Genomic DNA, 20983 nt, shown 5'->3' with positions numbered 1-20983 from the left:
ATAAAAACCAATAAAACAACGCAACTTCCTTTTTATTTTTATTAAACCAGACCATACAAAAAAAATACTGAATAAATATTTTTTTCAACTAGAATCAAAAATCATCTACCCTTATTTTGGAGAAAGTTAATGACGATAAAAATCAAAATTTATCTAGGCATAATGTTATTCGTCATCATAGTTCTAGGTAATTCTGTTCTAGGCATGTTATCCGTCAGTAAGCTAAAGTCCGAAATCAACTTTATTACAGGCAATGCATGGGATGCAGCGGATGGCTCGATGGAAGGCACCATTGGTATACAATCACAAATCATCACTCTTGATGCTTTCATCAACAATGAAATTTCATTAGCAGACGCTAAACAGAAAGTTACAGAGACAAATGCATTCACCTTAGAAGCTCTAGGCAGGATGAAAGCGTCTGGGCTGATAGGTGCGCAATCAATCACCACCCTAGATAGTTATTTAGCAAAGCTAGACAGCTTGAAAGGCAACATCCTTTCCGATGACAAAGAAGTCTCAAAAAATGCTATTGCAGAGTTCGATCAGCACGTCATAACATTATTGGAATTTGTGGGTGAATTAGAAGAAGAAGGTGATAGTAAAGTCGAAGAAGGCGCAGCGGGGATAGCGAATGTTATCAATCAAGTTGAGCTAAATAATTACATTGGCTTAGCTGTTGTACTTATTCTATGTGCCTTTATTATCTTTGCTGCGAACATGCTCATCATCCGACCTTTACGTCAAATGATATCAGTACTGGAAGGCCTTAATAGTGCAGACGGCAATCTAACCACGCGTCTTGATAGTTCGGGCAAAGACGAAATGTCTGAAGTAGCGAAAAACCTCAATGGCTTTATTGAACTAGTCCATTCTGTTATCAAACAAGTAGCCAGTACGGTTTCTACCACTCAAGGCTTTGCCGCTCAAATTGATGACGCACTACAACAAGTTGACCGTTTATCCAAGCATCAACAACAAGGTACTCACGAGATATCCAATTCCGTCAACGCTATGACAAGCTCTTTAAGCGAAGTGTCTGCTGATGCCAGCAAATGTGGCGATATGGCAATTGCAGCCAATACCAGTTCAACCCAAGGCCAAAGTAACCTCTCGCAGACACTCAAATCACTTAATAACGTGGTTAACGAAATGGACAAAGCTTCGTCTGTGGTTTCTACCCTAGAAACAGATGGTCAGAATATTGGTAATGTCCTAGATGTGATTAGAGGTATTGCAGAACAAACTAACCTATTAGCGCTTAACGCTGCAATTGAAGCCGCTCGTGCAGGGGAAACAGGTCGAGGTTTTGCTGTCGTTGCAGATGAAGTACGTAGCTTGGCAAACCGAACACATGAATCAACATTAGAAATAGAAACCGTTGTAGAGCGTATACAAAAAGGCTCAGCAGATGCGGCGCAAGTCATGCGTTCTTCCCAGAAGTTGACCGAAGATGTCGATACAAGCAAAAGAAACCATTGAAATGTTTACAGCCATTACTGCTTCGATCAATACCTTGAGCCACACTAACCAACAAATATCCGCGTCTATTCAGGAGCAAAACCAGCAAGCAGGCGAGATAGCTGAACAAGTTAATGATGTTACTAACACCGCACTTTCAAACGTGGAATACACTCAAAAAGCCGTCGATATCAAAAATCGTTTAATAACCGATGTACAACAGCTAAGCAAGTTAGTGGATCGCTTCAGAATCTAATATTGCGGTAAAAACACTTAACGCCGTCTAGAGCTTGGGAAGTCCAGAGGATAACTTATAAGTTGTCCTCTTTTGCCATGAGAGCGGCTAAATAGCGCTCTTCCATTTCAACATAATGTTTTTGGACTGACTCTATCTTTGAATCTAACTCCTCAATTTTTTTCTGTAATTTTTCGAATTCTTCAGATTGATCTTTTCCATCAAATAGCTCTGCTTCTAAACGCTTTCGCTCTTCTTCTAATTCCTCATTAATTTCTCGAAGGTTTTCAATTTCTTCTTGATCTTGGCTAGCTAAAATATCCTCTTCACTTTCTCCCATTACTGACTCATCAATAGCATCAGGGTGAAGCAGTTTATGTTCAAGACTTTCACGTAAATCTCTAGCTTTATCCAAGTCTCGCTCGAGCATTTCTACATACAATTCCGATTCATTTACCATTAAGCGCAATGAGCTCAACTTTGAAACTTGCTCATTTGCAAAAGCATCAGACTCTTCAGTAAATGAATCCTGATAAAGCAAGTCTTCCATATTTTTCATGGTGCTTCGTTCTTCATCTATAACGCCATATATATCAATACCCTGCGAAAGACCTTCACCTTGTTTTTCAAGTAGTGCTTTTTTTCGTTTTAAAGCCTCGTCACGCTTAATCACGTCAATATTAAGGTTATATTTTATGGCCTGTAAACTCTCCAATTTTCCCTCTAATCGCTTAACCACTCGACTACTTTCTAATAGTGTTTTTTCCAATCTGACAATAGAAATATCATAAACCCCAATGTGCTTACCATCGCCTTCATGGTCCACTCTCACTTTACGAACTTGTTCTTTTAAATCAGCAATGATTGTTTTTTGGTAAGCCGCTAACTGCTTAAGATCAGACACTTTATCATCTAGCTCTGAACGAACCGAATGTAAAAAATCAGACTGATCTGCCTCACTTAAAAATGTCTCCAAGGCATCTACATAAAGTGCGTTATCTCCCTCTTCCTTAACCTTAGCCAAATGCAACTTTAAGCGTTCCGCAAACTCGTACATACTTGCCATTTCAGATCGAAGCAAGGCAAGTGACTCATCAAGCTCAGTTTCTTTCTCTAATTTCTTTTGAAGCTTTTCAAACTGTAGGTTTAATTCAGATGTTATGTTCACCTGGGCGAACACTTTTTCACCCGCTTTCTGGATGACTTTATTTAATTCTCGCAACAAAGACTGATTCACTTTTAAGGACTTCAAAAGTGCATCTATCTCCTGTGCACGATCCACTTTATCCAAGAGGCTTTTGAATCCATCCAAAAGCGACAGCACTTTCTGATTCGGCACAGAATTCTCAATTATGTGTATTTCAACATCTAGAAAAATAGCCCAACATGATAAAGCTGCCCGCCCCTGAAAATCAGATTTCGGCAACTCCGTAAGAAGTTGAGCACATATGTTTCGCTGCTGCTCCAACAAAGCTAACCACTGTCTTTTTTCTGCTACTGACACATCTTGCTTACCATCACGCAACGCTACAGATTTCGTTTCATCAGTAACATCTGGCTTAGATACCTTTTTCTTCAGAGAAAAATATCTCAACAAAACAAATATAAACACCACAAACAGAAGCGTACTCGATGCAATAAGTCCCCATTGCCAAATCAACATAATGCGACAGTCCTTTTTAATGCAAAGTCTTTAAAGAAATAATCATAGAGGGATATGTCTTAAGAAACCATCAAACCTACATTTTTTAACGTACTCTCTACAAAAACAAAAAAAGCAGGTACAAGACCTGCTTTTAAAAAGTATTATGTTTGCTAGAAGAATTTAGAAGTCTAGTTGTTCAGCTTCTTCATCTGCTTCAACATCCGTTTCTTTAGCATTTGTTTTTTCGTCCGTCTGACCTTTTTTAGGCAACAAGTCTTCACGAATTTTAGCTTCAATTTCTTTCGCCATTTCTGGGTTATCTGCTAGAAATTGAGCAGCATTAGCTTTGCCCTGACCAATTTTATTGCCATTGTAAGCATACCAAGCGCCCGCTTTATCAACAAAACCTTGCTTCACACCTAGGTCGATGACTTCGCCCATACGGTAAATACCAGCTCCGTACATGATTTGAAATTCAGCTTGTTTAAATGGTGGTGCAATTTTGTTTTTCACTACCTTAACGCGGGTTTCATTACCAATCACTTCATCGCCCTGCTTCACTGAGCCGATTCGACGAATATCCAAACGGACAGAAGAGTAGAACTTAAGTGCGTTACCACCCGTAGTTGTTTCAGGAGAGCCAAACATTACACCAATTTTCATGCGGATTTGGTTAATGAAGATAACAAGGCAGTTTGCGTTCTTAATAGAACCAGTCAATTTACGCATTGCTTGAGAAAGCAAACGTGCTTGAACACCAACAGAAGAACTACCCATTTCGCCTTCAATTTCCGACTTAGGAACCAAAGCGGCTACCGAGTCAACAATGATAACGTCAACGCTGTTTGAACGTACTAGCATGTCGACGATTTCAAGCGCTTGCTCACCCGTATCTGGCTGAGAGATCAAAAGATCGGCGATATTAACACCAAGCTTTTCTGCGTAAGAAGGATCTAGAGCGTGTTCCGCATCAATAAAGGCACACGTTTTACCTTGCTTCTGAGCTTCTGCAATAACACTCAATGTTAGGGTTGTTTTACCTGAAGACTCTGGTCCGTAGATTTCACAAATACGACCATAAGGAAGACCACCAGCACCTAGTGCAATATCAAGACCTAACGATCCAGTAGAAACCGTATCAATATCAAGCTTAGCACCTTCGCCCATCTTCATGATGGCGCCTTTACCAAATTGACGCTCGATTTGAGACAGCGCTGCATCCAGCGCCTTTTTCTTGTTGTCTGCAATAGATGACATGATGAAATCCTTGTGATTAATTATCGTTGTGGTAACTCTATCGTTTTTTTGGGGTAATCTCAAGAAATACTGTATATAAAAACAGTATTATTTTTCACCGTTTTTAAGCATCTCTTTCACACCATCTAATGCAGCTAAAACAGTCGCTTCTCTTACCGCCTGACGATCTCCAGAAAACTGAAAACGCTCAGCTTTGGCTTCTTCTCCAAGCATTTTCCACCCGATATAAACACAACCTACAGGCTTTTCTGGCGAACCTCCCCCAGGGCCAGCCACACCACTAACAGCAACAGAAATATCACCACCTAACTGTAAAGCCCCAGCACACATCTCTTTCACTGTTTGTTCAGACACGGCACCAAAGGATGACAAAGTTTCCTCTTTTACCGACAGCCCCCGCATCTTAGCTTCATTTGCATAACTAATCATACCGCCAAAAAACCATGACGAACTGCCAACTATTTCCGTACATACCGCACCAATCAACCCGCCAGTGCAAGACTCAGCCGTAACGAGCAACAACCCTCTTACTTGTAAGAGCTCACCAACTTGTTGTGCTGCTTGTGTCATTTTTTGCATGTGATTCATTATCGTTATCCCTTAAATCCTTGGAAAATATCCCGTAGAATACCCCTCTATTTTTTGGATCACAATCGAGCTTCCCGAATGAGTAAAACACCAGCAGATAATCACACGCCAATGATGCGCCAGTACTTCGGCCTTAAGTCACAGCATCCAAACCAGCTGCTATTTTATCGCATGGGAGATTTTTACGAGCTTTTCTACGACGACGCAAAACGTGCGTCTCGGCTACTTGATATTACACTTACGGCACGCGGGCATTCTGGTGGCGTACCGATTCCTATGGCTGGCATTCCCTATCATGCGGCGGAAAACTACATTGCACGCTTAGTTCGTATGGGAGAATCTGTCGTCGTTGCCGAACAAACCGGTGACCCAGCAACAAGCAAGGGTCCAGTTGAACGACAAATCGCTCGCATCGTAACGCCAGGCACCATCAGTGATGAAGCTTTTTTGGAAGAAAAACGCGAAAACCTTTTACTTTCCCTGGCTCATCAATCCCGTAAAGGGCTCGATATTTTTGGCTTTTCTTATTTAGATATGGCCAGTGGCCGTTTTTGTCTGTTTGAAGTCGATGGTCACGAAGCACTTTCCAGTGAATTGCAGCGATTGTCGCCTAGAGAAATTTTAATATCGGAAGATTTCCCAGCCCGAGCCACTCTAAAATTAGAAAAAGGCATCTCTGAGCTTGGCCCTTGGCATTTCGATTATGAATCCAGTTATCGTCAACTTATTCAGCAATTTAGCACTAAAGATTTGTCTGGCTTTGGCTGTGAGGCCATGACGGCCGCTATCGCGTCTGCTGGAGCTTTGCTTCAATACGCCAAAGACACTCAGCGCTCTGCTCTGCCACATATTCAATCCATCATGGTTGAACATAAAGACGATTCTGTTCTGATTGATGGTGCAACTCGACGCAACTTAGAAATCGATATCAACCTTACTGGCGGTACAAGCAACACCCTAGTCGAAGTGCTAGACAAATGCTCTACACCTATGGGCAGCCGCTTGTTAAAACGCTGGTTACACACGCCAATTCGTGACTTGAACGAAATTCAGGCTCGCCAACAAGTAGTCGCAGAGTTGCAGCAAAACCAAAGCTATAATGCCTTTGAAGCACCATTAAAAAAGGTAGGTGATTTAGAACGAATATTGTCACGAGTCGCCTTACGTTCTGCTCGCCCGAGAGACTTACTGCGCCTGCGATTTGCCCTTGAAGCAGCACCAGAAATAAACGGTTTATTAGCAAACGCAACATCTGAGCGACTACAAGAGCTCAATCTGCGCATTCTGGCGCAACCAATTATCACAGAGACGTTGGCAAAAGCCCTTGTCGAAAACCCACCATCAGTTGTTCGTGATGGGGGAATTTTTGCCAAAGGCTACGACGAAGAGTTAGACGAGCTTCTAGCTTTATCGACCAACGCCACAGACTTTCTGGCAGAAATGGAGCGCAGCGAAAAAGCCCGTACTGGCATCAGCTCATTAAAAGTCGGCTTTAACCGGGTTCATGGCTATTACATTGAGATTAGTCGCCTGCATTCCGACCAAGCACCAGTGGAATACATTCGTCGTCAAACACTAAAAAATGCCGAACGCTTTATCACACCAGAACTAAAAGCCTTTGAGGACAAAGCGCTCAGTGCAAAGTCTAAATCCCTTGCTAGAGAAAAAGAGCTTTACGAAGCCCTTCTAGAACAACTTAATGAAATTCTAGGTGAGCTACAAACCACCAGCCAAGCTTTGGCGCAACTCGATGTACTAAACAACTTTGCGGAAAGAGCTAACGCACTTAGTTTCACATGTCCTGAATTACATAATCGTGGGGGAATTCAAATTGTCGGTGGCCGCCATCCGGTGGTGGAATCGGTTATTTCAGAACCTTTCGTACCAAACGATCTAGATCTAAATGACAAACGCTCCTTATTAATGATTACCGGCCCGAACATGGGCGGTAAATCGACTTATATGCGCCAGATCGCTTTAATCACCTTGTTAGCACATACCGGCTGTTTTGTACCTGCAGAGTCGGCTTCTATCTCAGTAGTGGATAGAATCTTTACGCGTATGGGTTCATCCGACGATCTTGCCGGCGGTCGTTCAACCTTCATGGTGGAAATGACTGAAACCGCGAATATCCTCAATAACGCCAGTCAAAACAGCTTAGTATTAATGGATGAAGTCGGGCGCGGTACCAGTACTTTTGATGGTCTGTCATTGGCTTGGGCAGCAGTCGACTATTTAGCCAACAAGTTAAAATGCTATGTCTTGTTCGCCACCCATTATTTTGAGCTAACTACGCTAGCGGACCAATTAGAAAATGCCGCCAATGTTCACCTAACAGCGACTGAGTACGAAGATGAAATCGTCTTCTTACACAAAGTCCATGAAGGCCCAGCTAGCCAATCATATGGCTTGCAAGTTGCGCAGCTAGCAGGGGTCCCTCGAGATGTTATTGGGCACGCTAAGCAAAAACTCAAAGAGCTGGAAGTCGTCACAGGCATTGACCTTGATACAAAGACCATAGAGACTAAGGCAAATTCAAGTTCAATCAAAGCTAAAACCAAGGAGCACTTGGTCAAAGAAAGCAAGAATGGCTATCAACCTCAGCAAGTGGATATGTTTGCTCAGGCGGAACAAAATGCCTTGAAAAATGCTCTTGAAGAACTAGATTTAGATAATATGACGCCGCTAGAAGCAATAAGCGCCCTTTATAAGCTAAAGTCTCAGCTGTAATGGGTTACAGAGACCTTTAAGACTTCTGTCGAAAGGTCTCGATATAAGCTAATAGCAGATAAATTTAGCCTAATGACGATTGTTGCTTGCCGCGAAATAGCCTATACATCTAAAATAGCGCGCAATCATTTTTATAGCTTGTAAGGAGAAGTCGAATGGCTTTCATCGTTACCGATAACTGCATTCGCTGCAAATACACTGACTGTGTTGAAGTTTGTCCTGTAGACTGCTTCTACGAAGGCCCTAACTTTTTAGCCATCAATCCTGACGAATGCATCGACTGCGCATTGTGTGAACCTGAATGTCCAGCCAATGCCATCTTCTCTGAAGACGAATTGCCTGAAGACCAAGAAGTGTTCGTAGAATTGAACAGAGACTTATCTTTGATCTGGCCAAACATTGCAGAGAAAAAAGACGCACTCCCTGATGCCGCCCAGTGGGATGGTGTTGAAGATAAATTAGAACATCTAGAGCGCTAATTTAACGCTACACAAAGCTTAAGAGCCAAGAATGTTAAAAAGCGACTCTGTGGTCGCTTTTTTTATGCTCAAATTTACACTGATAAAAGTCAATATCTGATAAATTTTAGACAAAAAAAAGGGCGCCTATTGGCAGCCCTACTTTTTGCTAACATCCTGTCAAGCAACTCTTCCGATGAGTAAAACATCACTGTTTGCTTCATCATGAAGCATCCAAACTATCCTTATCACATGGCGCATTCCATCAAACCACGTTATTCCTTTGAACAATCCATTGCTCTCGAACATCCGGTTCAATCCTTAACACCATCAATGGCATTTCATTAAGCACGTCATGCGCTTTTCATCCATGAATTCCGTTTGGATAAGACACAATTTAACAGCTAAAAAATATATATCAACTTTATCAAAAACAACTAAAATTCAGTTATTTCATTTAAAATCAATGAGATAGATAGAGATCACAAAAATACATGACATATAGCCACACAACATACGGGAAACGCCTACAGGCATGTAAGGAAAAGACTACAAACCTTGATTATTCATTCAAACATACAGAGTCATATAGCAACAAGAAACTCATCAGCCCACTTGATTGCATCAAGGTACGTAGTTTTCAAGTCGTCCAAATCTTGAGGACTTTTTATCGTATGTCCACTGCCATAATGCTCAACTAGATCAAGCGTATTACCCACTCTTCCAGATCGATGTACTATTGCATTAATAAATTCACTTGGTAAAGGCAACTCCCCGAGCACTTCGTCTAGCTTCATTCCTGTGCAAACATCAATCATTGACAACATTCCGGCTAAGAAATATTTGTCCTGATTATTGTAACCTCGGCTATGAGCAAATAATTCAGCATGTTTCGCGCGAACCATTATTTGCTCAAGCAAAACATGTCTCTCTCCAACCATTTCAGACATTAATAACAAATTGGTTAATGACTTAAGTTTTTCCACACCAATCAACATAATAGCCAAACGCACAGAATCAACCGAGGCAACTAAGCCGGTAATCGGAGAGTTTAAGTAACGCAGTAGTTTATGAACCAGTCCAGCGTCTTGGCTGACTATTCGCTCCAGATCATCGACACTTAAAGTCGAGGTATTTAAAAGCGATGACATCAACTGCAAAAGTGTCATGCTGTTCACTTTAGACGCTTTACTGGATATCAATTCAGGCTTCTCAAAAAAGTACCCCTGAAAATATTCAACGCCTAACAAACGGCAAAATTGATAGTCTTCCCACGTCTCCACTTTTTCAGCAATAATTTTAATGTTAAAGCCCCTTAGTGCTTCAACTTGCTTATGGAAATTATCTCGACCTAAAGCCTGAACATCTAACTTAATGTAGTCAGCGAGTTCAATGAAAGGCGTTAACTTACTATCAAATACAAAGTCGTCTAATGCAATGCTACAGCCAGCCTTCACCCAGCGACGTAAAGATGACAATAGAATCGCATCGAATCCCGAACCTTCTAGCACTTCAACCACGATATTTTCTTTATTGATCGGCATGCCACTGGGACTTAACAAATAAGCGCGAGGAAAGTTAATAAATGCCTTACTTGTCCCCACAAGGTTTTCCATACCCAGCTCAAAAAGACTAGCGGCTATGACCTGAGCAGTTGCTCCAACGTCATCTATAATATCAGCCTGCGCTGCAACAGAATTTTTGCGATAAAGAAGTTCATACCCCATTACAGCAAGGCGACTGTCTACAATTGGCTGTCTTGCCAATGCAACATTAGAGTGGGCTGATAATACATTTTCGGCCATATCGTTTCCGTTTCAATAAAAGTATCAGTATTAATTTATACAGTGTCTCAATATTGTCTAAAAATTGCCATTGGGCATAGACAATAATCTTGGTAACATGGACTACATAAAATGTAGACAGCTATATAAAACAAAATAAAGCAAAAATCTGTGGGGAAAACAATGCCAGTATATCGCTCCAAAACAACTACATCGGGCCGTAATATGGCCGGAGCTCGCGCGCTATGGCGTGCAACCGGAATGACAGACGATGATTTTCAAAAGCCAATCATAGCAGTAGTCAACTCTTTCACTCAATTTGTACCAGGTCATGTTCATCTCAAAGACATGGGCCAACTGGTTGCTCGTGAAATTGAAGCCGCAGGTGGTGTAGCGAAAGAATTTAACACTATCGCTGTCGACGACGGTATCGCCATGGGCCATGATGGCATGCTTTACAGTCTTCCATCTCGTGACCTGATCGCAGACTCTGTTGAATACATGGTTAATGCCCATTGCGCCGACGCCATGGTCTGTATCTCAAACTGTGACAAAATTACACCTGGAATGCTAATGGCAGCTATGCGCATCAACATTCCGGTTATTTTTGTATCTGGCGGTCCAATGGAAGCGGGTAAAACCAAATTATCCGAAAACAAACTTGACCTAGTAGATGCTATGGTTATCGCAGCAGACCCAACAGCGACAGATGAAAGAGTAGCGGAATACGAACGCTCAGCATGCCCAACCTGCGGTTCTTGTTCTGGCATGTTTACCGCGAACTCAATGAACTGCCTAACAGAAGCGCTTGGTCTAAGTTTACCGGGCAACGGCACGACATTAGCCACTCACTCAGACCGTCGCCGTTTATTTCTAGATGCAGGCCGCCGTATCGTTGACATAACTAAACGTTACTACGAAAATGATGAAGCAAACTGGGCACCACGCTCCATTGCAAGCTTCGAAGCCTTTGAAAATGCTATGACGTTAGACATAGCTATGGGCGGCTCAACCAATACAATTCTTCACTTATTGGCGATTGCCCGTGAAGCAGGTGTTGATTTCAGCATGGAAGACATCGACCGCTTGTCTCGTAAAGTGCCTCAACTATGCAAAGTAGCGCCAAACTCACCGAAATACCACGTAGAGGATGTACACCGTGCCGGTGGTATTTTTGCCTTGCTAGGTGAACTGGATCGCGGAGGAATTTTACACAACCAATGCCACACAGTGCATTCTAAAACCATGCTCGAAGCATTAGAGTCATGGGACATTATGCGTTCGCCTACTCCTGAAATCATCGAGTTTTATAAAGCAGGACCTGCTGGTATTCCAACGCAAACCGCATTCAGTCAATCTACTCGCTGGCCTTCTCTAGATGGTGATCGTGCAGAAGGTTGTATTCGCTCTATCGAAAATGCTTTTTCCCTCGAAGGCGGCTTAGCCGTACTTTATGGCAACATCGCTGTTGATGGTTGTGTTGTAAAAAGTGCTGGTGTAGACGAATCTATCCTTGTGTTTGAAGGCCGTGCTCACGTAACGGAATCTCAAGACGAAGCAGTTAAGAACATTCTTGATGATAAAGTAGAGGCAGGTGACATTGTCATCGTTCGCTACGAAGGCCCTAAAGGCGGCCCAGGTATGCAAGAAATGCTTTACCCAACGTCTTACATTAAGTCTAAAGGGTTAGGCAAAGCCTGCGCACTATTAACTGACGGTCGCTTCTCTGGTGGTACATCAGGTCTATCTATCGGCCACGTTTCTCCTGAAGCTGCTGCCGGCGGCGCAATAGGTTTGGTTGAAAATGGCGACCGTATTTTGATCGACATTCCGAACCGTTCGATCAACGTATTACTATCTGACGAAGAGCTTGCTAAACGTCGTGCGGCAATGGAAGCAAAAGGTGCTGCTGCATGGAAGCCTGTTGAAATGCGCCCACGTAAGGTTTCTCCGGCACTAAAAGTTTATGCACACTTTGCGACCAGTGCGGACAAAGGGGCAGTACGCGATATTAGTCAAATCGACTAATATTTAAAAAAGTAATATGCAAAAGGCCGCTTTGCCAAATACAGGTGCTGCGGCCTTTTTCATTATCGATAACACAACTTATAACAGGAAAGACCATGCTCAGCTACCGCCATATTTATCATGCAGGCAACCACGCTGATATTTTAAAACATTTGACGGTCAGTCAAATATGTCGCCATTTTATAAAAAAAGACGCGCCCTTTTTCTATTTGGATACACACGCTGGCATTGGTCAATATTCACTAAACTCTGAGCAGGCGCAAAAGAACAAAGAATTCCATTCAGGTATTGCACGACTGTTAACCGAAGACAACCTTCCTGAGCCATTGGAAGGTTTGTTAGACATCGTCCGTGAAATGAACCCAACAGATACACTAGAGTTTTACCCAGGTAGCCCTAAAATTGTCGATTATTACGTTCGTCAAAAAGACAAACTACACTTATGCGAACTACATCCAAACGATTACCCAATTTTAGCAGCGCTTTTCCCAAATAAACGCAAAGCCAATGTTGTTAAAGACAATGGCTTTGCCGCAGTTAAAGCCATGCTGCCACCACCGCAAAAACGTGGATTCGTTCTAATGGATCCGCCTTATGAAGTGAAAAAAGATTACCAATATGTGGTTCAAGCATTGGAAGATGGTTACAAGCGCTTCCCTCAAGGGACTTACGCCATTTGGTATCCTGTATTAAATCGTCAGCAAGCGAACGAATTATTAAAATCAGTTAAGGCAACCAATATTCGTAATGTGCTTTTGCTTGAGCTTTGCATTAGAAACACAGAGCAAGAGCGCGGTATGGCAGGAAGCGGTATGATTATTGTTAATCCACCCTGGACTCTAGAAAAAGAAGCCAAGGAATTTTTGCCAGTTCTCAGTAAATTGCTCGCAGAAGACAATGAAGCGGGTTACCAAGTTACTTGGATCACCCCTGAATAGCTATATTATAGAGGAGCGCGTCATGAACACGCCTTTCGAACTCGCGTTTAAGTACATGCCAACGCCTGCTTTTATAATAGAAAGCAGCACAGGCAAGCTAATATCATACAATCGTAACTTTGAAATTTTGTTTGAAAATTTTAATGCGACGCCTGCCAGCACATGGCAATCTCTTTGTGAAGACGCTGAATCTTCAGATGACTGGCAAACACTCAACACCAAAATTAAAAGTGGCTCTATTGAGCGCTGCGAAAGTTTGATCCGTGTCGGTGACAAGCTAATCAATATGCAGCTCGAAATGCGGCACCTTGGCGAAACGGTTTTAGCATGTGTTTACAATACTGACCACATGGATCTTTCTGCTGCCGAAAACACCCTGCTAAAATTCGCACTTACCGAATCTTCTGCGGGATTGTGGATTTGGGAAACAGAATCGGATTTAGTATCTTGCTCAAAATCCATTGCAACACTATTGAATTATCCTCTTGATAAAACGCCACGTTCTACTACTGAATGGCATGCTCTTGTTCATCCCGATGATGTGAAAAAATTAGCTACCGTAGTCAATGAGCATGTGGCACTCAATCAAGATTATTATGAAGTAGAATATCGTATTCTGACTGGTGACCAACGTTACCTATGGGTAAAAGAACGCGGCAGAAGCTACACAAAAGGCCCTGATGGCAGCATCAAGAAGATCATTGGTTTCATGGTGGATATTAGCCACCAAAAAGCACTAGAAGAACATCTACGCAACCAAGCGACATTTGATGAACTAACAGGGCTATTGACTCGTGGCGCAGCGCTGACGCATTTTAAAAAGCAACTAGGCTTGGCAAAACGTCAATATACGCCATTAACTATGGCAAAAATTAACCTTGACGCAAACGAACGCCTAAGTAAACTTCCAATGGAAGCGCGCAATATTGCCATTCAAACCTCCGCTCGTTATATCTATAAAAAGATTAGGGAGGCTGATGTGCTGGCGCGAGTAGAGCCAGACAAACTGCTGTTATTACTACCTAATACCAGCGTGAAAGATGCGAAGACTTTGCTAAAACACATTATCAACCCGACAGAAGATGAAAAATCGGCCTTGTTCGAGGGTAACTCTGATCCAATGGATTTTTGTATTGGTATCGCAGCGTTTCCAGAAGATGGTGAAACGATAGAAGAACTCGCTCTCAGCGCTAATCAAGCCGTTGAAGATGGCCAAGCTTCTTGCAAACAAATCGCTGTAAACTAAATTCACACGACGAATAAAAACGCCGCATTGTATGCGGCGTTTTTCGTTATTGGCATCTTCAACAAGATTCCCCCTGAAGAGTCAAAATAAGCCTTCTTGAACCGCCATGGTCTCGGTGCTCACCTAAGTAAATCCCCTGCCAAACTCCCAAGCATAATCGCTTATCACGAATAGGAACTGTCAGAGATGACCCCAACATACTTGCCTTAATATGAGCTGGCATATCGTCACTTCCCTCGTAAATATGCTCATAATAGGGCTGATCTTCTGGCACCATGTAAGAAAAATGTTTTTCCATATCCCTACGAACCGAAGGATCGGCGTTTTCGTTGATCGTCAAAGAAGCCGAAGTATGCAGCAGCTGAACATGCAACAATCCTATCGAGACTGGTGTCATTTTTGATAAAGCAGCCTCCACCTGATCAGTAATCAAATGAAAACCTCGGCGCATCGCTGGCAATTGAAATTCAATTTGCTGCCACATAAAAATTACTCTGCACTGGTTCTTTGGTAAACAGAGAAACGGTAGTCGTATGGATTCGGCCCTTCAGCGGCAAACGCTTCTTCACCTATCAGGGTAAACGATGGCCAATCTACTTCAGGGAAAAAGGCATCGCCTTTTACCTCTGCATCAACGTGAGTAATGTACAAACGATCTGCACGCTCAAGAGCAAGTTGATAAATTTGCGCACCGCCAATAACCATGACTTCCTCTTGGCCATTAACCAAGCAAATGTCTTCACCAAGAGAAATAGCATCTTCCAACGTCGTCACCACATCAATTCCCTCTGCTTGATAAGTTGGATCACGGCTGATGACAATATTACGACGTCCTGGCAATGGCTTGCCAATCGATTCAAAGGTTTTACGACCCATAACAATAGGCTTTCCCATAGTAGCCTGTTTGAAATATTTAAGGTCGTTTGGCAAATGCCAAGGCAGTGAGTTATTAATACCTATGGTTCTGTTCGTAGACATAGCGACAATTAGTGACAACATAAAACAACCTGCGTAAAAATCTTGGCTCTTCTTTACTCCAACAATCCAAGAGCAAAGGCTTCTGATATAATCTATAGCATTTATTATACCCATGACGGACCAGATTGCATTTCTTAACCTGCACTAGCAAGCGTCATTAGGCAAAAACAGACAAGGCATTTTTTATGAAACAGTATTTGGATCTTTGCAACCGCATCGTCAACGAAGGTGAATGGGTTAGTAACGAGCGAACAGGTAAACGCTGCCTAACCGTTATTAATGCCGACCTCACTTATGATGTAAGTAAAGGCGAATTTCCCCTCGTTACCACACGAAAAAGCTACTGGAAGTCTGCCATTGCTGAAATCATCGGTTATTTAAGGGGTTACGACAACGCGGCGGACTTTCGTGCGCTGGGTACAAAAACATGGGATGCCAACGCCAACGAAAACGAAGTTTGGCTAAACAATCCTTATCGTAAAGGCGAAGATGACATGGGACTTTGCTACGGTGCCATTGGCCGCAACTTCCCAAAACCAGACGGTGGTCATATCGACCTATTAAAACAGATTGTTGATGATCTAAGCCGTGGTGTGGATAACCGTGGGGAAATCCTCACATTTTATCACCCCGGCGCGTTTCACATGGCTTGTCTTCGTCCTTGCATGTACAGCCATCACTTTTCACTGCTTGGTGATACGCTTTATCTGAACAGCACTCAGCGTAGCTGTGATGTGCCACTTGGCTTAAACTTCAACATGGTTCAAGTGTACGTATTACTTGCCATCATAGCGCAAATCACTGGTAAAAAACCGGGCAAAGCTTTTCATAAGATAGTGAACGCTCACATCTATGAAGATCAGCTAGAATTAATGCGAGACGTACAACTAAAGCGTGAGCCTTATCCTCTGCCAACATTAAAAATCAACCCAGAAATCAAGTCTCTAAAAGACATAGAAACTTGGGTCACCATGGACGATTTTGAAATCGAAGGCTACCAGTTCCACGAGCCTATCGCCTACCCTTTTTCAGTGTAAGCGACTCTAGTCTCAAGAGACCTAAAAGCAAAACGGCAAACCAATATTGGTTTGCCGTTTTTACTTAACGATTTTCTGGTATTCAATACAATCAATATTTTTACCCTGCACTTCAGCGAAGTTTTCATGGCTTTTCATTTTAACAAACCCGTTGTATGCCAGCACTTTCTGCGATGCAATATTGTCCACTGAAGCAAAGGCTATTAAGGTTTGCAGATTAAGCTCGTTAGCCAGTTGAGTTATTTGTTCAACTGCACGCTTGGCGATGCCACGTCCAGTAAACTTCTCACCCAACCGATAACCTAAATAAGCCTCTCTCAATACCAGATTAATATCGGTTAAATTAATACGGCCAGCAATTTCACCCATCCCATCAACGATAAGCATCGGCAGCATGGCTTTTCTTTGATATTGCGAGAGGCATTCTTCTATGTGACTTTTCACACCGTCAACCGAATAAAATGACGCTTCCCGCGGATTGATGTGAGATTCAAACCAAGCTCGGTTCTCGACTTCAAAGCGTAACAAAGACGCATAGTCAGATCGAGATAATAGACGCAATTCCATTTCAAGCTGAGTGTGTGGTGAAGCGAAAATTTAGTGCCTGCATGATTTTAAAAATCGTGTCGAAGCGCGGCTTTGTTTTACCATTGATGGTTTTATATAAGCTTTCTCTGTTCAGTCCAGATGCTAAAGCAATATCGGTTACACCATGCTTTTTAACCAGAAATCCCAATGCTTCAATAAAAGTATTTGGGTCATCGTCAGCCAAACATTCTTGTAAGAAAGCCTGCACTTCTTCTTGTGTCTCAATATAATCAAACGGATTAAAATCGCTTGTCTTTAATGTCATGCTGTTTGCCCCCACTCACTAAGCAAGATCTTCGCTTTCTCTATATCTTTGCTCTGTGTGCCTTTATGGCCACCATTAATAAGCAAGATAACTTCGTTATTACGTATGCTGTAATAAACTCGATAGCCTTTTCCCACAAAAACACGCATCTCCAAGAGATTACTCGCAATCACTTTGCTATCACCAAAGTTGCCGTTAATCGCCCTAATAATTCGCATGTTTATCGCTAAAAGAGCTTGTCGATCCTTTAGTTTAGACAACCATTGATCAAAAACATCCGTTTTCTTGATTTCATACTTCATATAAATAATTGTAGCCCTTAGGCTACATCAATACAATTTTAATCTACTCTTTCACATTTTGAAAAAAACACACAAAAGCCATAATTAACTTTGTCAGCAGCAAAACAAAAAAACCAGCCGTACGGCTGGTTTTAAGCGTCGCTCTGAATCTTTTGAGCTATTTTGAAGTGCTCGCTTTTGGAAATGTATTCAGCTTAAGGCCAGCCATAATTAAGCCTGCGCCAATAATGACCATAGGTAAAGACAACAACTGCCCTTCTGTCAGCCAACCAAAAGCAATATAGCCAATTTGTATATCTGGCTCGCGGACAAACTCGACTAAGATTCGGAAAATACCATAGAAAAGTAGGAACATACCAGAAACACAATACCGCGGTTTTGTTCTTTGTGAGAAGAACCACAAGATACAAAACAGTGCTACACCCTCTAGTGCAAACTGATACAACTGCGAAGGGTGACGAGCAAGTTGTAGCGGATCATTAGGGAAGATCATAGCCCAAGAAACGTCTGTCGGTTTACCCCATAATTCGCCACCAATAAAGTTACCCAAACGCCCAGCGCCTAAACCGATTGGCACGAATGGTGCTAAAAAGTCGGTTACATCAACAAGATGTTTGTTATAGCGACGCGCGAAGAAGAACATCGCGATGATGACACCTAGCAATCCACCATGAAAAGACATGCCGCCTTCCCAAATACGCACCAAAATCAGTGGATTATCAACAAAAGCAGGGAACTGGTAAAACAGAATATAACCGACTCGACCACCCAGTATGACACCTAATGCGCCATAGAAAATGGCGTCACTAACCATTTCAGGGGTCCAAAGACCATTAGAGCGTTTGGCGCGATACATGCCACATAGGTAAGCTCCGGCAAAGCCAATTAGATACATGATGCCGTACCAATGCACGGAGATCGGCCCTATTGATACAGCAATAGGATCAATGTTTGGATATGAAATCATAATGAAACCTTTTCAACGACTACTGCGCTCGTCAAAACCGCGTTAAAAACAGATTCAAAATGCTCATTTATAACCCATAGACTCCGTTTTTTAGTCTGTTTTTGCCTTGTCTTGGCTTCGCTCATGACGTCGTGTAAATATCTCATAATATTGAAAAAATCTCTGGTAGGTATTAATCCACGTTGCTGGTTTTAGATGGTCTAATCAAACGCTCAATATTGGCTTCGCGCATGAGTCGAGTCATGGTCTGTGTGACAGCTTCGGCATGAGATAGTTTCATCACTTCGTTCAGCATAGCCTGTGATTGTTCCATCGAAATATTTCGAATGACCGCTTTTACCTTAGGAAGGCTAGTAGAACTCATCGATAAAACGTCATACCCCATGGCCATCAACAAAATAGCCCCCATCGGATCTCCGGCCATTTCACCACATACACTTAGACCGACACCTTCATCTCTAACTTGATCAACAATGCTAAGCAGCGCACGTAATACAGAAGGATGGAAGGAGTTATATAAGTCGGCCACACGAGGATTATTTCGATCTACCGCAAGTAAATATTGTGTTAAATCATTACTTCCTACGGATAAGAAATCTACTAATTCAGCTAACTCTTTGACTTGATAAACTGCTGCAGGAATTTCTATCATCACGCCGACCTGAGGCATTTTGACGTCATAACCTTCTTCTTTAACCTCTGCATAACCTCGACGAATCAGTGCCAAAGCTTCTTCTACTTCCGCCACATTTGAAATCATAGGTAGCATGATTTTTAGATTATACAGACCAGCACTGGCTTTTATCATGGCACGAATTTGCGCCATAAAGATTTCCAAATGATCCAGAGTAACTCGAATACCACGCCAGCCCAAGAAAGGATTTGCTTCGTTTATCGGGAAGTAAGGCAGTGCTTTATCACCGCCAATATCCAAGGTACGAACCGTTACTGGAGAAGGCGCAAAGCCTTCAAGTTGTTGGCGATAAATAACCACCTGTTCCGCTTCTGTAGGGAAACGATCGCGAACCATGAAAGGTACTTCTGTACGATAAAGACCTATTCCTTCAGCACCACGATCCAAAGAACGGGCTATATCAGCAGACAAACCAGTATTTACATACAAAGATAAGCGGTGACCATCAAGTGTTTCACAAGGTAAGTCTTTAAGTGTTTCGTACTCTTCTTCTAATAGACGTTCTTCATCAACAATTTGTTGATAATTTTCGATCAGTGCATCAGACGGATAGGTAAAAATCTTACCTAAGTAACCGTCGACAATAAGATCCACTTTATCCAACTGTGCATAAGGTAGATCTAATGCCCCCATAACAGTTGGAATGCCCATCGCACGAGCTAAAATTGCCACATGGGAGTTACCCGACCCCATTACCGAGACTAGACCTTTGATCTTATCGATTGGGATTTCACCCAGCATGGAAGCCGTTAGCTCTTCACCGATAATAATAGACGGCTCACTGAAGCGCTCAGCTACATTTGGTGCTTTCTCTTGAAGATGAGATAAGATACGACGACCAAGATCACGAAGATCTGAAGCTCGCTCACGTAAATAAGGATCATCCATGCGGTTAAACTGCTGAATATGCGCCTGAATAACCTGCCTTAACGCACCTTGGGCCCAATTACCCTCTTTGATCTTACGAACAATTTCACCAGCGATTGAGTTATCATCTAAGATTTTTAGATAAACATCAAATAATGCTTTTTCATCTTCCGAAAGGTGTTGACTAATACGGTTACTGGCCCGACGAATGTCTTGCCGAACGGCGTCAAGTGCTTGATAAAAATCTTGAATCTCTTCATCAAAGTCTGTTGTACGACGATCGGGGATAACATCTAAATCGGCAGGCGGAAACACCACCACACCACGACCAATCGCCACACCAGAACTACCAGGAACGCCCTTATAACGAAAATCAGATCCACTAGGAATGGCATTAGGATTAAGGTTTGTGATTGCCCCCGTTGCTTCGGCATGAGCAATAACACCAGCTAATTGAGCTGATAAAGTAATAAGAAAGGCTTCTTCGCCTTCATCAAAACGACGTTTATCTTCGTGCTGAACCACCAACACGCCTAATACTTGGCGATGATGGATAATAGGAACACCTAAAAAAGAACGATAGCGCTCTTCTCCAGAGCCCTTTAAATAATGGAAAGATGGGTGAATATGAGCATCTTCAAGGTTGACAGGTTCAGCCCTACGGCCAACCAAACTGACTAGGCCTTCATCGGCCTTTAGACTAACGTTACCAGCAACATCAGCATTTAAACCTCGAGTTGCCATTAAGACATATTCTTTCGTGTTCGTATCCACCAAATAGATAGAACACACCTCTGCACGCATTGCTCTGCGGACACGTCGGACAATAATATCCAGTGCCGCAGATAAAGACTGCGCGGCAGTCACCTCCTGGGTAATACGTCTTAACAAACTTAGCATAGCTCTCCCATCAAT

General features: G+C 42.5%; 19 protein-coding genes. 8 read left to right on the top strand and 11 right to left on the bottom strand.

Annotation, left to right across the window (positions count from 1 at the left end; genetic code table 11):
• The first annotated feature begins 129 nt into the window (after window positions 1-129).
• Window positions 130-1482: a methyl-accepting chemotaxis protein gene (locus B6N13_RS23560; protein WP_169459256.1), complete on the top strand. Its 1353-nt coding sequence runs from the start codon at window positions 130-132 to the stop codon at window positions 1480-1482.
• Window positions 1454-1717: a methyl-accepting chemotaxis protein gene (locus B6N13_RS23555; RefSeq protein WP_169459255.1), complete on the top strand. Its 264-nt coding sequence runs from the start codon at window positions 1454-1456 to the stop codon at window positions 1715-1717. The genes B6N13_RS23560 and B6N13_RS23555 overlap by 29 nt, the downstream gene beginning before the upstream one ends.
• Window positions 1718-1772: 55 nt before the next feature.
• Here B6N13_RS23555 and B6N13_RS10030 read toward each other — a convergent pair whose 3' ends face one another.
• From B6N13_RS10030 to B6N13_RS10020, 3 genes are all read right to left on the bottom strand, one after another.
• The gene (locus tag B6N13_RS10030) at window positions 1773-3359 is read right to left on the bottom strand and encodes a hypothetical protein (protein ID WP_169459254.1); all 1587 of its coding nucleotides are present in this window, start codon (window positions 3357-3359) and stop codon (window positions 1773-1775) included.
• Between the two features lie 162 nt (window positions 3360-3521).
• Window positions 3522-4598 carry a recombinase RecA gene (recA, locus tag B6N13_RS10025; protein ID WP_012071398.1) on the bottom strand — a complete coding sequence of 359 codons (1077 nt, stop codon included), beginning with the start codon at window positions 4596-4598 and terminating at the stop codon, window positions 3522-3524.
• A gap of 87 nt (window positions 4599-4685) precedes the next feature.
• Window positions 4686-5186: a CinA family protein gene (locus B6N13_RS10020; RefSeq protein ID WP_169459253.1), complete on the bottom strand. Its 501-nt coding sequence runs from the start codon at window positions 5184-5186 to the stop codon at window positions 4686-4688.
• Window positions 5187-5264: 78 nt separating this feature from the next.
• Here B6N13_RS10020 and mutS point away from each other — a divergent pair, with 78 nt between their 5' ends.
• Both mutS and fdxA read left to right on the top strand, forming a co-directional pair.
• Window positions 5265-7916: a DNA mismatch repair protein MutS gene (mutS, locus tag B6N13_RS10015; protein WP_169459252.1), complete on the top strand. Its 2652-nt coding sequence runs from the start codon at window positions 5265-5267 to the stop codon at window positions 7914-7916.
• 155 nt (window positions 7917-8071) lie between these two features.
• Complete coding sequence (gene fdxA / locus B6N13_RS10010; RefSeq protein ID WP_012071401.1) at window positions 8072-8395, top strand: ferredoxin FdxA; 324 nt, start codon at window positions 8072-8074, stop codon at window positions 8393-8395.
• Between the two features lie 563 nt (window positions 8396-8958).
• Here fdxA and B6N13_RS10005 read toward each other — a convergent pair.
• On the bottom strand, window positions 8959-10179 hold the full coding sequence (locus tag B6N13_RS10005) for an EAL domain-containing protein (RefSeq protein ID WP_012071402.1): 1221 nt from the start codon (window positions 10177-10179) through the stop codon (window positions 8959-8961).
• 162 nt (window positions 10180-10341) lie between these two features.
• On the opposite strand from B6N13_RS10005, the gene ilvD reads away from it, so the two are divergent.
• The 3 genes from ilvD to B6N13_RS09990 all read left to right on the top strand — a co-directional run bounded on the left by ilvD (window position 10342) and on the right by B6N13_RS09990 (window position 14370).
• Window positions 10342-12186 (top strand): dihydroxy-acid dehydratase, encoded by a 1845-nt coding sequence (ilvD, locus tag B6N13_RS10000; protein WP_169459251.1) that lies wholly within the window; start codon window positions 10342-10344, stop codon window positions 12184-12186.
• Between the two features lie 95 nt (window positions 12187-12281).
• Window positions 12282-13124, top strand: coding sequence for a 23S rRNA (adenine(2030)-N(6))-methyltransferase RlmJ (gene rlmJ, locus B6N13_RS09995; RefSeq protein WP_169459250.1), 843 nt, complete (start codon window positions 12282-12284; stop codon window positions 13122-13124).
• A gap of 22 nt (window positions 13125-13146) precedes the next feature.
• Entirely contained in the window at window positions 13147-14370 is a 1224-nt protein-coding gene (locus B6N13_RS09990) for a PAS domain-containing protein (RefSeq protein WP_169459249.1), read from the top strand.
• Window positions 14371-14428: 58 nt separating this feature from the next.
• Here B6N13_RS09990 and B6N13_RS09985 read toward each other — a convergent pair whose 3' ends face one another.
• Together B6N13_RS09985 and folA are read right to left on the bottom strand one after the other, a co-directional pair.
• On the bottom strand, window positions 14429-14854 hold the full coding sequence (locus B6N13_RS09985; protein ID WP_169459248.1) for a secondary thiamine-phosphate synthase enzyme YjbQ: 426 nt from the start codon (window positions 14852-14854) through the stop codon (window positions 14429-14431).
• 5 nt (window positions 14855-14859) lie between these two features.
• Complete coding sequence (gene folA, locus B6N13_RS09980) at window positions 14860-15369, bottom strand: type 3 dihydrofolate reductase (protein ID WP_012071407.1); 510 nt, start codon at window positions 15367-15369, stop codon at window positions 14860-14862.
• Window positions 15370-15533: 164 nt separating this feature from the next.
• On the opposite strand from folA, the gene B6N13_RS09975 reads away from it, so the two are divergent.
• Window positions 15534-16385 carry a thymidylate synthase gene (locus B6N13_RS09975; protein WP_169459247.1) on the top strand — a complete coding sequence of 284 codons (852 nt, stop codon included), beginning with the start codon at window positions 15534-15536 and terminating at the stop codon, window positions 16383-16385.
• 60 nt (window positions 16386-16445) lie between these two features.
• Here the strand turns inward: B6N13_RS09975 and B6N13_RS09970 are convergent, their stop codons facing one another.
• From B6N13_RS09970 to ptsP, 5 genes are all read right to left on the bottom strand, one after another.
• The gene (locus B6N13_RS09970; protein ID WP_169459246.1) at window positions 16446-16952 is read right to left on the bottom strand and encodes a GNAT family protein; all 507 of its coding nucleotides are present in this window, start codon (window positions 16950-16952) and stop codon (window positions 16446-16448) included.
• Window position 16953: 1 nt separating this feature from the next.
• Window positions 16954-17238, bottom strand: coding sequence for an addiction module antidote protein (locus B6N13_RS09965; RefSeq protein ID WP_012071410.1), 285 nt, complete (start codon window positions 17236-17238; stop codon window positions 16954-16956).
• Complete coding sequence (locus tag B6N13_RS09960) at window positions 17235-17540, bottom strand: type II toxin-antitoxin system RelE/ParE family toxin (RefSeq protein WP_012071411.1); 306 nt, start codon at window positions 17538-17540, stop codon at window positions 17235-17237. The genes B6N13_RS09965 and B6N13_RS09960 overlap by 4 nt, the downstream gene beginning before the upstream one ends.
• Before the next feature lie 157 nt (window positions 17541-17697).
• Window positions 17698-18507, bottom strand: a complete 810-nt coding sequence (gene lgt, locus B6N13_RS09955) for a prolipoprotein diacylglyceryl transferase (RefSeq protein ID WP_012071412.1) — start codon at window positions 18505-18507, stop codon at window positions 17698-17700.
• A gap of 172 nt (window positions 18508-18679) precedes the next feature.
• On the bottom strand, window positions 18680-20968 hold the full coding sequence (ptsP, locus tag B6N13_RS09950) for a phosphoenolpyruvate--protein phosphotransferase (RefSeq protein WP_012071413.1): 2289 nt from the start codon (window positions 20966-20968) through the stop codon (window positions 18680-18682).
• Between the last annotated feature and the right edge of the window lie 15 nt (window positions 20969-20983).

The sequence above is a fragment of the Marinomonas sp. UCMA 3892 genome, from assembly GCF_012726345.1.
Classification (GTDB): domain Bacteria; phylum Pseudomonadota; class Gammaproteobacteria; order Pseudomonadales; family Marinomonadaceae; genus Marinomonas.
The sequence above is the reverse complement of the archived record's forward strand: the minus strand, read 5'-3'. Positions and strand labels throughout refer to the sequence as shown.

Bases quoted from the DNA above. Each gene is read 5' to 3' on its own strand.
- B6N13_RS09985 (WP_169459248.1), bottom strand. From the start codon at position 14,854: ATGTGGCAGCAAATTGAATTTCAATTGCCAGCGATGCGCCGAGGTTTT.
- ptsP (WP_012071413.1), bottom strand. From the start codon at position 20,968: ATGCTAAGTTTGTTAAGACGTATTACCCAGGAGGTGACTGCCGCGCAG.
- B6N13_RS10005 (WP_012071402.1), bottom strand. From the start codon at position 10,179: ATGGCCGAAAATGTATTATCAGCCCACTCTAATGTTGCATTGGCAAGA.
- B6N13_RS23555 (WP_169459255.1), top strand. From the start codon at position 1,454: ATGTCGATACAAGCAAAAGAAACCATTGAAATGTTTACAGCCATTACT.
- fdxA (WP_012071401.1), top strand. From the start codon at position 8,072: ATGGCTTTCATCGTTACCGATAACTGCATTCGCTGCAAATACACTGAC.
- B6N13_RS09975 (WP_169459247.1), top strand. From the start codon at position 15,534: ATGAAACAGTATTTGGATCTTTGCAACCGCATCGTCAACGAAGGTGAA.
- B6N13_RS09960 (WP_012071411.1), bottom strand. From the start codon at position 17,540: ATGAAGTATGAAATCAAGAAAACGGATGTTTTTGATCAATGGTTGTCT.
- lgt (WP_012071412.1), bottom strand. From the start codon at position 18,507: ATGATTTCATATCCAAACATTGATCCTATTGCTGTATCAATAGGGCCG.
- ilvD (WP_169459251.1), top strand. From the start codon at position 10,342: ATGCCAGTATATCGCTCCAAAACAACTACATCGGGCCGTAATATGGCC.
- folA (WP_012071407.1), bottom strand. From the start codon at position 15,369: ATGTTGTCACTAATTGTCGCTATGTCTACGAACAGAACCATAGGTATT.
- B6N13_RS09970 (WP_169459246.1), bottom strand. From the start codon at position 16,952: ATGGAATTGCGTCTATTATCTCGATCTGACTATGCGTCTTTGTTACGC.
- mutS (WP_169459252.1), top strand. From the start codon at position 5,265: ATGAGTAAAACACCAGCAGATAATCACACGCCAATGATGCGCCAGTAC.
- B6N13_RS23560 (WP_169459256.1), top strand. From the start codon at position 130: ATGACGATAAAAATCAAAATTTATCTAGGCATAATGTTATTCGTCATC.
- B6N13_RS10030 (WP_169459254.1), bottom strand. From the start codon at position 3,359: ATGTTGATTTGGCAATGGGGACTTATTGCATCGAGTACGCTTCTGTTT.
- B6N13_RS10020 (WP_169459253.1), bottom strand. From the start codon at position 5,186: ATGAATCACATGCAAAAAATGACACAAGCAGCACAACAAGTTGGTGAG.
- recA (WP_012071398.1), bottom strand. From the start codon at position 4,598: ATGTCATCTATTGCAGACAACAAGAAAAAGGCGCTGGATGCAGCGCTG.
- B6N13_RS09965 (WP_012071410.1), bottom strand. From the start codon at position 17,238: ATGACATTAAAGACAAGCGATTTTAATCCGTTTGATTATATTGAGACA.
- rlmJ (WP_169459250.1), top strand. From the start codon at position 12,282: ATGCTCAGCTACCGCCATATTTATCATGCAGGCAACCACGCTGATATT.
- B6N13_RS09990 (WP_169459249.1), top strand. From the start codon at position 13,147: ATGAACACGCCTTTCGAACTCGCGTTTAAGTACATGCCAACGCCTGCT.